We start from the raw sequence: 12,363 nt of genomic DNA on the forward strand, positions 1-12,363 counted from the left end.
GTGTTGTAGTAACAAACCAGTCCAGCCATTTGTTGGAAATTGGTCGGCGTAAAATCTATTTTGCAACTGACTTCTATATCAAACGCTTGTACGCGCCGTGCAATTAAGCTTTGTTCTTTTGTGGAGCTGAGTGATTCCCGCCCTTTCAAGCGAACAAATCCTTCGCGCTCGCTCAAACTTAACCATTGCCCGGTAACAGGAACACGTAAGCTCTGCCAATAGGGTTGTAACTGCGATTCAGAAAAATCATCACATGCGGCAATAACAGGAAACGGAAATGCCGGTAATGCAGGAGCAGGAACTTGCATGCGTGTCGTTTTTTGATTAGTGACTGGATAAAGCCAGTCATCATCACGCCACTCAACTTGCTCGATGACCGTTTCACGGCCGAGCGTGCAACGACCGCGCGTTGTTAATGGACGACCGGCAAGATATACCGCATACCACTCACCATTTTGCGTGGTCACCAAATCAGCATGACCGGTCTTTTGTAATTGCGCTTCCGGAAAATTGCGCGCTGAAATAATCGGATTGTCAGGGTGCAATTCATATGGCCCGGTAATATTTTTTGCGCGCGCCAGACTGACTGCATGGCCGTATTCAGTGCCGCCTTCCGCAGTTAACAAATAGTACCAGCCACTGCGCTGGTAAATATGCGGCCCTTCCGTTAACCCTAAATTGGAACCGGTAAAGATATGCGAAACTTCACCAACCATCTTTTGTGTTATGGGATCAAACTCTTGTAGCTGTATGCCACCAAAAAATTTTCCGCCGCGATGATCCAGCATCATATTCGTCAGCCACTTTTTTCCGTTGGTATCATGAAATAGCGACGCATCAAATCCGCGTGACATTAAAAACACCGGCTCTGACCAAGGGCCGTGAATGGATGGTGCTGTGACCAAATAATTAGGTGTGTCTTTCCATACACCATCGAACGAGGCAACGTTGCTGTACACCAAATAAAATAAACCATCGCAATAACTCAAACACGGCGCCCATACTCCACAAGAATCGGGATTACCGCGCATATCCAGTTGCGATTTACGATCCAACACCTGCCCGAGCAATTGCCAGTTTTTCAGGTCGCGGGAGTGATGAATTTGCACACCCGGAAACCACTCAAACGTCGAGGTGGCGATGTAGTAATCATCGCCCACACGTACGATACTCGGATCTGGATTGAAGCCGCGTAAAATCGGGTTTTGAATCATGTCATTCATACAGCAACCTTGAACATCAATAATTTTAATGTGCACGAACCAAACTGGTTTCCAACTGTTCCAGCGTTTTCCCTTTGGTTTCAGGAATAAAGCGCACCACAACCACCAAACAAAGCAACATGCAAAAGGCGTAAATCAAATAGGTAAAAGCCGAACCAATAACATCCAACTGCCAAGGGAATAAACTTGCAACAGTAAAACTCGTTGCCGCATTTAGTACGCCAGCGGTAGAGATGCCGATTGCGCGCAAATGATTGGGGAATATTTCTGCCAGCATTGTCCAGGTAACAGGCCCAAGTGATATAGAAAAACCCGCGATAAAACCAAGCAAACCGATAAGCACCGCCATTGCATTGATACTGATGGCAGCCTTCAGGATTTCCGTTTGATAAACACTCAAGTGTTGATTGACTGCCAATGTCAATGCATGCTCATCCTGCGCATCAGCGTAAGCTTCCAGATCCCCCTGCTGACGCTGCGCGATAATCTGGTCTTTAACTGCCAACTTCACTGCGGCAAATAATTGCACTTCACTGGTAAATTCTTTTCCCGTAAGGGATGTTAATCCGCCTGCGAGTAGATCCAGCTCTTGCTGCTTTATTTTTAAATCGGCATCAGTAAGCGATAAGCGAATAATTTCATGCTCGCCTTGCTTGAACACGGCATCGTCCTGCTCAAAAACAAGTGCATCTTGCTGATAAGTATCGGGATCGAGATTGGCAGCTTTTGCTAGCAAAACCTGTTTGAACAATTCAGCGCGAACGTTCTGTACATCATTGGTATCTATCTGATAACGCGCCTGGAAAAACGCGAAACTTGCTAAACCCAACGACAAGGCCATCACACTGGTGCCAATAATCAACAATAATTTTCGCCCGATTTTATCGATCAACACCATCGCAATTAAGGTGGTAATAACAAACACCAGCCCCAGGATAATGGTTTGCAAAAATGCGTTGTCACGCCCTACGCCCGAGCTTTCGAACACCATAGGCGCATAATAAAGAACCGAGTTAATGCCTGATAATTGTTGGAACAATGCTAACGCCATGGCGATCCATAAAATGCGGCGCATAGGCTTGGCGAATAATTGCCGCAATTCATTGCGCAAGGATTTTTGCGGTGCACCTGTTTGCATATTGGTAGTGGAGTGCTGCGCAAGGCTGTTTTTAATCGTCGCCAATTCCGCATCAACTTCATGTGCCGCACGCAAACGTGCTAATACCAGGCGCGCTTCTTGTTCACGGCCTTTACCAAGCAACCAGCGCGGGCTTTCAGGAATTAGCGCTAATAAAATGAGATACGCAGCGGCGGGGAAAAATCCTACTCCCAACATCCAACGCCAATTCAACTCGGGGTTTTGCACCCATTGCAAAATAAAGTAGTTGGAAAAATACGCAGCAAAAATACCGAGGACAATATTGAGCTGATTAATAGACACCAAGCGTCCGCGCTGTTCGGCCGGTGCAATTTCAGCAATGTAAACAGGCGCAATTAAAATCGCGATCCCAACCCCAAAGCCGCCAATAATTTTAGCGATGATGAAGACGGTAATATGACTCGCCAAAGCAGTGCCCAACGCCGCCAACGCAAACAATACGCCAGTAATTAATAATGCACGCTTGCGCCCCAAGGCATCGCCCACAACACCAGCGATAAGATTGCCGAAAATACTGCCTAAAATAATCGCGCCCGAGGATAAGCCCAATAAAAAGCTGTCATCGTAAATGGCGAGAGATACGCGGTAGAAAGGAATTGCACCGGAATTGACCGTGCCATCAAAGCCCAACAAAAAGCCACCCAACGCGACTATCAATGCAAGAAATGCGGGGTACCACCGCTGCTTGAGCATAAAAAAACCTCAAATAAAAAACATGTTCGTTATTGTTTGATTGGGTGCATGCCCCGTTAATACTTATTTTTCAACTTGCCACTCAACAGGCTAGTCGATATTTCAGCCCGACAAGCTATTCCGCCTGTTGCACCTGAGGTTCCTTTCACACTCATACACGTATTCACTGCTTTAGCGATTGACAAATGCGCCATCTAGATTTAATGTTAACGTTAACGTGATCGACATTCAAGAGAGTTTTTAAGAAATAGTAAAAATGATCTTTTACCGCTGCAGGGTTTGTCGATGCGTTGATTGTGTTAATGCTGTTGTGACTAGTGCTCGGATTGTTTTTTGATTTTGCCAATCCAGGACGAGACGTCAGGTCTCATTACGCGGGCCCTTGTGGCCCGCTTTTTTTGAGTGAATTCAGTTAACTGCAATAATGCGCGAGATAATCTTCATGGCTCGATAGAGTCGCCAGGGTGTAATCAATATTGTTATTAATCTGCGCAAGAAAATGTTGCAGTTCTTCTTTGCCCATAGAGTCGGCGATTGGATGATAATGCGCGGGCATCAAGCCCTGCCCTATCATTACCTGCTGCCAGGAATCATCAAACAGTTCATTGCCATCGCGGAACACCCGACCTGTGTCTTTAAATAATTGGATGCGATGGCGCAGCGACTCAGGAACCTCCATGGTGCGGCAAGAATTCCAGAATTCGGTATCATCACGCTCGGTAGCGTGATAATGCAGAATAATAAAATCGCGGATATGGGCAATATCAAATTCAGCCTGACGATTAAATTCATCTATATCAGACTGCATAACGCCGCCCGCCGGAAACATACGCAAAAAGCGAATAATATTTTGCTGGATCAAATGGATGCTGGTTGACTCCAATGGTTCCAAAAAGCCGCTGGATAAACCCACCGCAAGACAGTTTTTATTCCACTGCTGTAAACGACGACCGGTTTTAAACCTGATTACCCGCGGCTGCATTAATGGTTGACCGTCAATATTATCCAACAGTAATTTTTTAGCCGAGTCATCATCCAGATATTTGCTGCAGTAAACCAAGCCGTTCCCTACACGATGCTGCAATGGGATTTTCCATTGCCATCCTGATTCATGTGCAATAGAACGCGTGTAAGGTACAGGCGCAGAAGTTGATTCGGTTTGTACGGCAATAGCACTATCACAGGGTAACCAATGTGACCAATCTTCATAACCAGTATGCAGGGCTTGCTCAATCAGCAGCGCGCGAAAGCCAGTGCAATCGATAAAAAAATCTGCTTCCAGGCGCAGACCTGATTCAAGCGTAATCGCCTCAATAAAACCATTCGATTCAACGGTACTTACACTTTGTATCTTTCCTTCAACACGTTTTACGCCAAACCGTTCACTGAATTTATGCAAGTATTTCGCATACAAGCCGGCATCCAAATGGAAGGCATAATTCAGCCCGCTATTGGGTAGATGCGAAAACAGGTTAGCTTCTGCTGCGCGCCGCTCAAGACAGTAATCACCAAAGTCACCTGCTACACCTAACTCACACCCGCGCCGCCAAAAATGCTGGAAACCTGCAGCCCAACAATCTTTACCGGTTACGCCAAATGCATGCAAGTAGCGATGATTTGGCTTACGCCAATTTTCAAATTGAATACCCAGCTTGAAGGTCGCGCGAGTCTCGCGCATAAATTCGCGCTCATTAATTTCAAGCAGCTTGTGAAAAAAAACCATCGAAGGAATAGTGGCTTCACCAACACCGACTGTTCCAATTTCTTCGGACTCGACCAGGGTGATTTCAATAGCCTTGCCTAGCACCTTTCCCAGTGCCGCAGCCGCCATCCACCCTGCGGTACCACCACCGGCGATAATTATTTTTTCAACTTTTTTCATACAGCATCCAGGTATTTTTACTTTTATGATTATTTAAACAAAAAACGGCCACATCGATGTGGCCGTTTCCCTAGCAGTACAAGATCAAACCATTAGAACTTGTAACGCGCACCTGTTAAAACTTGTAACGTGCACCAATGTTGTAACGTGGCCCTGACTGCACGGCAGAAATGACCATGTTTTTATGACGGCCATGCATACGCTGGGTTTCGTCGGTAATGTTGATACCTTCAACAAACACACTGATCTGCTCGTTAATATCGTAACTCACATTAACATCCACCTGACCGTAGGCTTCAGTGTAAATAGGGTTGCGTTGACCGTTACCGTCAAATGCCGCAGTGAGGAAATCATCGCGCCAGTTGTAAGCAACACGAGCTTGCAAACCATTTTTATCATAGAAGACCACAAAGTTGGCAGAATCGCTCAAACCAAAAAGTGCAAATTGGTTATCGACCCCTTCACCACGGTTAGTGTTGTAGTTGTCGTAATTGATATCGCCATTTACAGTGGTGTAGTTGATGATGCCGCCAAATCCACTTTCACCAAACAGGTGTTGGATTGCAAATTCCCAACCATCAATTGAGGCTTCTCTGGAGTTAACCGGTGTTACCAAACTGAACTCTGCCAATGGATCGGTTGAGTTACCAACGATGGGCGCTCCACCATTTTGGCTCAGAATATAATTGCGGATAATTTCCGGATTATTAGTATTGCCAGTTGCGGCGTTAGCTTCGTTGTAACGTTGACCCAAACCTGGGTGATAAAGGTTGTAGGTGGTGTCTTTGAAGCTGGTGTAACCAATAAAATTCTCTACGTCTTTTTTGTAGTAACCGAGCGATACATAACTACCTTCGGCGTAATACCATTCGCTAGAGAAATCCAGGTTAGTGGATTCAAAGGGTTCAAGTTCGGGGTTACCTGCAGAGCCGGGTGATTCCAAACGGCGCACTGGCAAACCAATTGACTTACCTGCTTGCAAATCCAGATAACTTGGACGCGCAATGGTCACACTGTATGAACTACGCAATACAACATCATCGGTAACTGAAATATCGAAATCGACATTCGGTAAGAAGTTGTCGTACTTGTTAGTCGCTTGTGCAGTAATTTCACCCTCGCGCGTTGCAGAGAATTCGTTACTGGAAACCCAGGTCAACGCAGTGTAATTAGGGATAACTGCAGAGGCGGTTAGGTCAGTTTCTTCGTAGCGCATACCTACAGCAAGATTGGTTGGCATAGTGCCCCACTCCCAACTCATGTTGCCTTGCACATAAGCGGCAGTTTGTTCTTCTTCTACGGTGCGGTCATCGCTAAATACCGGGTCAGCACACAAACGCGGTGTAGTGCCGCAGAAATATAATTGTGCCGATTTATCGTTGTATTTGATCGATGCATCAGCAATCGCTTTGGTGAAACCTTTGAAATCAACATCGTAATAATGCGGTTCAAGGTTAGGATTGCTGGAGCCGGAAATGCTGTCAAACTCACTGCCGAGATTGCGACGGGTAAACAAACTATCATCGAAATATTCTGCACCGCCATAACCGCCCCAGGTATCGCGCTGCGCGTTAGAGAATGCAGAGCGGCCAGTGTTGTCGGTCAACGACAAACCAAAATCAATGCTCTTGACCAAGCTATCGTTGAATTCATATTTACCATTCAACTGCGCTTGTTCAATTTCAGATTTCATGTAACTGTTTCTGAAACTGGTGCCTGAGCTTTGGAATTTTGCCGGTTCAAGACCTTTGCCGTCGGCATAAGTAATGTCCATCACCGGGAAATCTTTGCTGTAATCAACCGTGGTTGATGCGCGGTTGTATTGCACTGCAGTCACAATATTGTTGCTGCCGCGATCATCTTTTGAACCGGCTTCTGCATCGGAATTGTGATAGTCAAACGCGAGCGTTAAATTGTCAGTGGCTTTCCAATTTAAATTAAGACCAACAGAGTTACCTTCGTTGATGGTACCCCAATCACCAACACCCATGCCGATGTCGGCGGTGCTGTCATCTTTATAAATTACTGGTGCAACAACAGAACCTTTGCTGTTGGTACCTTTGGTGAAACTACCACCCGTCATGAACGGCCAGAACCAAACAGAAAGTTCCTGGCGATGTTGTTCAACGTCCATTTCTGAATAGGTGTAATCAACAGTACCGGTCAGCGTATCGCTCGGCGCCCACTGCATGGTTAATTGCGCGTTAGTGCGTTTGCGTTGAATGTCGTTGATGCTGTACATCAAGTTTTGCGCAACCGCATATACATCATTTTCTTGCGGTAAATTTTCAATGCCTGCAGTGTTGTTTGATACTGCAACTGAACCTTTGTTGGTGATCCAACCGCTGGACGTTTCAGCAGTATTGTATCCACCATCGCGCTCCTGATAGCTACCAACCAACGCAACACCAATGGTGTCATCGGCAAATGTTTGGCTGTAAATACCGGAGACTTCGGGAGTGATATCCGAGCCAGTGCGATTGGAAGTATCGCTCGCACCTTTAACGCCGAGCGATGCAGTAATACCGGGCATTTCCAACGGACGCGCGGTTTTGATATTAATCAGCGAGCCGATGCCACCGGTTGATAATTTGGCTTGGCCGGTTTTGTAAACTTCAACTCCGGCAACACTTTCTGCCGCCAGGTTTGCAAAATCATAAGAGCGTGAGTTGGACGCAGAAGTCGCGGCCAGGTTAGCCGCTGGCATTTGACGGCCGTTGAGCGTAATCACGTTGTAATCTGGACCAAAACCACGCACGGTTACACGGCTACCCTCACCGTTGTTACGGTCGATAGACACACCGGTAATACGCTGCAGCGATTCAGCAAGGTTGGTGTCGGGCATCTTGCCGATATCTTCGGCGGAAATAGCATCCACTACCCCGGTGCTATCGCGCTTTACATCCATCGACTGAACCAGCGAGCCGCGGATACCTGTAATTACGACCTCTTCGACTGAGCCGTCGTCCTGCGCGAACACCATGCCACTGGAGAGTGTGCCCATGATGGTTGCGATGGACGTGCAGAGCAAAGTCCGCTTCATAGTAAGTTGTTTCATTATTTTATCCCCTAAGCATTTTTATCCGGGTTTATTTATAAATAGGCGCCGCTCCCCCTCGTGTGCCGACCTGTCTGCGGGAGCCTGTTCATCACAATGAATTGCGATAACGTTAACGTTAACAATTGATGGCAAAATATGCAATAGTTGAGTTGACTATAAGATAGGAGAAACCAATAGGAATAATGCTATATGAGATGCCAAATGTTTGATCCTACAACCTTCCCTCTTACCAAAAGGGAAAAGAAAAAACCCGGCCTGAGCCGGGTGAAGACAAGACAGTAAGGGGAGAAAGCCCTACTTCGGAATGGTTTTCTGGGCCGTTTTGTACTGGAGCTGCAAATCTTTATAAGTGGCCAAGCTAGCGGTAACGGCAGCGGTCAGGTTTGCTGTTTTGGCTTTTTCAGCAGCGGCAGCGGCGGTAGCGGCATTGCTTTTTGCAGTCGCCTGAACCAAGGCCTCGGTGGCAGGTGCGATCGCCTGTTGCGCTGCGTTAACTTCATTAGCAGTCGTCGCCAATTGCGCCAGCAAATCATTGTATTTGGTCACCAGCGTGTTGTACGCCGTTAGTTTGGCTGATTTTGCTGCGGTAGTAGTTGCAGCATTATAAGCAACCACGGCTGCATTTAATTGCACAACCATTGCATTCGCCTTGGTAACCAAACCATTGTATTTGGTCACCGCCTTTTCATAATTTTTGGTGACGGTGGTGGCGTTTTTTGTAGCAGTGGTTAACTCAGTTTTAGCGGTTCGCTCAAGTGCTGTTTTTTCTGTGATTGCCAGCTTGTTGGCATTCACTGCCGCCACTGCCGCTTCATAAGTAAGACGGGCAGATTCCACTTTTGCAGCTAATGCAGTTAAATCTACATTGGCTACACTACTGGCAGAACTGGACGACTTGCTGGAGGCTAAAGCGCTTGAGTTTGCTTTGGATGATGAACTATTAACCGCAGAAGTGCTCGCATAAAAATTCGCAATCTGCGGGGCGGTAATATTCAATGCATAACGCGCGTCAGCACCTGAGGTTGTGTTATTGCGATCAACACCACAGGCCTGGTTTTTACAGGTTTTCAAATCAGGATTGGAAAATTTATAAATTTTTCCCGTCCAGTAATCAACATTAAACTCGGTTTGGTAAGCCATGATGGTGGCAAAAGAATTCACCACGCCATAACCCAGCGCATAATGAAATGTACCGCCAGTGCCATCTTGTTTACGTGAGTGCTTTAAGCCCATGTTGTGCCCCAATTCATGGGCCGTTACAAAATCACCGCAAGAATTTACTGCTACATGCGCATACATGTATGCCTTTTGTGCAGCATTAAAAACGCCATTGCTACCACTACCACCAATCCAGGCAACCCCACAATTACCATGAGAATTCATGTAAGGACGATAAAAAATAACCATATCGGCCTTGGCTTGTTCGCGTGCGGCAGCAACACCACTAAATGCAGCATGTTGGTTAAAGGTAATATTATTTAACGCAGTTTCCGCTGCGTTATCATCGGTGTAATCAACTTGCATTGTTTTGGCAACACGAATTTCAAGATCTACACCACTATCGGCATAAATCTGGTTAGTGACCTGAAAAAGTTGATTGATACGAGTAGTAGGATCACCACCGTATAAAGTGGATACGCCTTTGGTGTAAACCACAAGGACATCAATAGTTGTCGTTGCGGCGAAGGCAGAAACAGACGCTAGTGTTATAACTGCAGTAGCAAAAACACGAACGATTTTTTGTAGGTAAGCTTTCATAAAATATTCTCAATTGACTTTACTTAAAACCCTCCATGATTAACAAATTTGCGAACGAGCTAAAATTTGCGCGTATCCATTAAAGCCAAACTCGTTTTTACTATTTCATAGCAATTCCTCTCATAAAAAATACTTGCGCAATGCGCGCCATCACATCATTAATGTTCGTGCGGGATCTCAAGAAAATCGTTGGATTCCGGATTGGATAATTCAAACTCCGACGGATTTTTATAAATCCATCCACTGCCATTTACAGACTCCAGTGTGTAACTACCTTTTGGTGTAGTGACAGTAGCGAATACCGAGTTTCCACCATAGGTCATTACTACCGGATATTCATCACCCCCATACCCATCCAAATGACCACGCCAGGTGTAATCGCCATTCGGATTCGTAGTACTGCTTTTTACATTCACTGTTAATTTTTCGCCGCCAGGTATAGCCACACTGATTTGCTCACCAGGTTCGGGATAATCAGGATTTTCCATATCGACCGATACCGGTTCATAAACAGAAACGCCGGCGGGCACAGACATGCTTGGAGTCGTGCTGGTGTCACCAATCCCCCAAGCAGCAGAAACAGGTGAATCAGAAGCACTGGCTTCAATTTCAGGCTGATTTGACGCAGGAGATTTCAACGCTTTTTGCGCACGCGCCAACTCTTGATTAGCTTTGGCAACAACCGGGTCGGCTGCAAAATCAAGCGGTTGAGGACGGCTCTCCAGAATCTCTTGTTGTTGCTGATTCGGGGTCAGCTCACCTTGTTCACGGGAGATTTGGTACACAAGGCCAATAATCAAAATGACTGCAGCAGCCAGATAAATTCGCTTGAAATTGCCCGCGCTGGAAACCGCCATAATGAAACCGAAATGTCGCTTTTGATTGTACAAAAATAAGCCAACACAGCCAAAAAATCGAACTTTTATTACTCTTTGTGAAAACAAAGTCTAACTTGTACTTAATTATCTAATTCCGGATATTAAAAACGAGTAAGTGATTATTAAAGTCGTCCTGATTAGACGATGTAAACGATATCTCCACCCACCCTATTTTTGCTCCCACCCAAAAAATAAGGCAGCCACTTGGCTGCCTTGGGATCTACTTATTTACGGGTTACCTGGATGCCAGAGTTGCGACTTCGTATTTAGCCTGCACATTCCGGTAAACCGCCAGTGCACGCGCTGAAGCGGCTTGCAAAGACAAGGTTTGTTCAGCAACCAAAGCAAGTGCACTTTTAGCTTGGCTATAGCTGTTAGTTGCCTGCGCGAGAGCTTCGGTGGCACGCGCCAAAGCAGCCTTCGCATCCGTTGATGAACGCGATAATGTTGCAGCCTCAGCTTGCGCGGCATTGTATTGAGCTAGCAAATTGTTATAGGTCACCTGCGCCGCTTTTTTCGCTGACTTTTTCGCACGTGCATATGCTGAAGAAGCGGCAGTCACTTGCGTGTTTAAGCTTGCCACTTGGTTTTGCTTGCTGGTGTAGAGATTCACCGCAGCATCATAAGCAGCTTGTGCTTTTATCGTCGCCTGACTCGCATTGGTAAGACTGGTTTCCAGTGCGAGAGTCTGTGTCGTTCGCTCTGCAAGCAATTGTTTGTTGCTATTAACTGCTGCCAATGCAGTGTCGTACGCCGTTTTTGCTTTGGTAATTTCCGCATTGGAAATAGTCGAGGTTGAGTCGCCGCTAATCACTGATTGACTGACAGAACCCGAAGCCGATGCACCGGCAAAAAAACCAGCAATTTGCGGCGCAGTAATATTCAACGCGTAACTTGCATCAGCACCACTCACTGGATCGTTGCGATCAACTCCACATGGCAAACCTTTACAGGTCAATTCCGGGTTGGAAAATTTGTATACCTTGCCTTCCCAGTAATTCACGTTGAATGATTCCTGGTAAGCCATGACATCGGTGAATTTTTTATCCACCCCATAACCCAAGGCATAATCCAGAGTAGCGCCTTTACCATCTTGCTTACGCGAGTGACGCAAGCCCATGTTGTGGCCCAACTCGTGCGCGGTAACGTAATCGCCACAACTGTTGATAGCGACCTGAGCAAACATAAACTCTTTTAATTTTGGATTGGCAAAACTACCGTCACTGCCTTTACCAGCAACCCACGCCAAACCGCATGTGCCTTGAACAGCTTTGTAAGGGCGATAAAGAATTACCATATCCGCTTTGGCTTTTTCACGCGCAGCCGCAACACCGGCAAATGCAGGATCGCTGCTGTAAGTAATATCGTTAAGAGCAGTTTGCGCTGAGTTATCGTCGGTGTAATTCACCATCAATGAATCAGCCACACGAATTTCCAAATCAACACCGCTATCCAGATATATTTGGTTAGTCACTTGAAACAGCTGGTTGATACGGGTTGCTGGATTACCACTGTATGTATCGGATACACCCTTGGTGTACACCACCAATACATCAATCACATTATTTGCAGCATAGGACGGCACAGCGACAACACTAAAAAAGCACACATACATAATATGTTTCAGGCTTTTTACTAAATCGAGCATAGAGAAATTCTCGTGGTGTTAAGGACCCGTTCCGTGATGCGTTAATGAGTAAGGGCTGAGC

Annotated in this window: 7 protein-coding genes; all 7 read right to left on the reverse strand. The window is 46.1% G+C overall.

Translation table 11 applies throughout. The annotated features are described in order from the left end of the window. Positions 1-1,223: glycoside hydrolase family 43 protein (locus tag AAGC78_RS13645; RefSeq protein ID WP_435784643.1), on the reverse strand; the 1,223-nt coding region annotated here is incomplete at its 3' end. 25 nt (positions 1,224-1,248) lie between these two features. Then, on the reverse strand, positions 1,249-3,075 hold the full coding sequence (locus AAGC78_RS13650; RefSeq protein WP_435784644.1) for a sugar porter family MFS transporter: 1,827 nt from the start codon (positions 3,073-3,075) through the stop codon (positions 1,249-1,251). A gap of 412 nt (positions 3,076-3,487) precedes the next feature. Continuing rightward, positions 3,488-4,957 carry a tryptophan halogenase family protein gene (locus AAGC78_RS13655; RefSeq protein ID WP_435784645.1) on the reverse strand — a complete coding sequence of 490 codons (1,470 nt, stop codon included), beginning with the start codon at positions 4,955-4,957 and terminating at the stop codon, positions 3,488-3,490. Between the two features lie 115 nt (positions 4,958-5,072). Next, positions 5,073-8,015, reverse strand: coding sequence for a TonB-dependent receptor (locus AAGC78_RS13660; RefSeq protein ID WP_435784646.1), 2,943 nt, complete (start codon positions 8,013-8,015; stop codon positions 5,073-5,075). Between the two features lie 297 nt (positions 8,016-8,312). Continuing rightward, the gene (locus tag AAGC78_RS13665) at positions 8,313-9,776 is read right to left on the reverse strand and encodes a zinc-dependent metalloprotease (RefSeq protein WP_435784647.1); all 1,464 of its coding nucleotides are present in this window, start codon (positions 9,774-9,776) and stop codon (positions 8,313-8,315) included. Positions 9,777-9,934: 158 nt separating this feature from the next. After that, entirely contained in the window at positions 9,935-10,633 is a 699-nt protein-coding gene (locus AAGC78_RS13670) for a hypothetical protein (protein WP_435784648.1), read from the reverse strand. Positions 10,634-10,889: 256 nt separating this feature from the next. Next, positions 10,890-12,302 carry a M12 family metallo-peptidase gene (locus tag AAGC78_RS13675; protein WP_435784649.1) on the reverse strand — a complete coding sequence of 471 codons (1,413 nt, stop codon included), beginning with the start codon at positions 12,300-12,302 and terminating at the stop codon, positions 10,890-10,892. Positions 12,303-12,363: the final 61 nt, after the last annotated feature.

The sequence above is a fragment of the Cellvibrio sp. genome (assembly GCF_039207905.1).
Classification (GTDB): domain Bacteria; phylum Pseudomonadota; class Gammaproteobacteria; order Pseudomonadales; family Cellvibrionaceae; genus Cellvibrio.

What these genes read in the sequence shown, in the direction of transcription:
- AAGC78_RS13650 (WP_435784644.1), bottom strand. Translation starts at nt 3,075, where the DNA reads ATGCTCAAGCAGCGGTGGTACCCCGCATTTCTTGCATTGATAGTCGCG.
- AAGC78_RS13655 (WP_435784645.1), bottom strand. Translation starts at nt 4,957, where the DNA reads ATGAAAAAAGTTGAAAAAATAATTATCGCCGGTGGTGGTACCGCAGGG.
- AAGC78_RS13660 (WP_435784646.1), bottom strand. Translation starts at nt 8,015, where the DNA reads ATGAAACAACTTACTATGAAGCGGACTTTGCTCTGCACGTCCATCGCA.
- AAGC78_RS13665 (WP_435784647.1), bottom strand. Translation starts at nt 9,776, where the DNA reads ATGAAAGCTTACCTACAAAAAATCGTTCGTGTTTTTGCTACTGCAGTT.
- AAGC78_RS13670 (WP_435784648.1), bottom strand. Translation starts at nt 10,633, where the DNA reads ATGGCGGTTTCCAGCGCGGGCAATTTCAAGCGAATTTATCTGGCTGCT.
- AAGC78_RS13675 (WP_435784649.1), bottom strand. Translation starts at nt 12,302, where the DNA reads ATGCTCGATTTAGTAAAAAGCCTGAAACATATTATGTATGTGTGCTTT.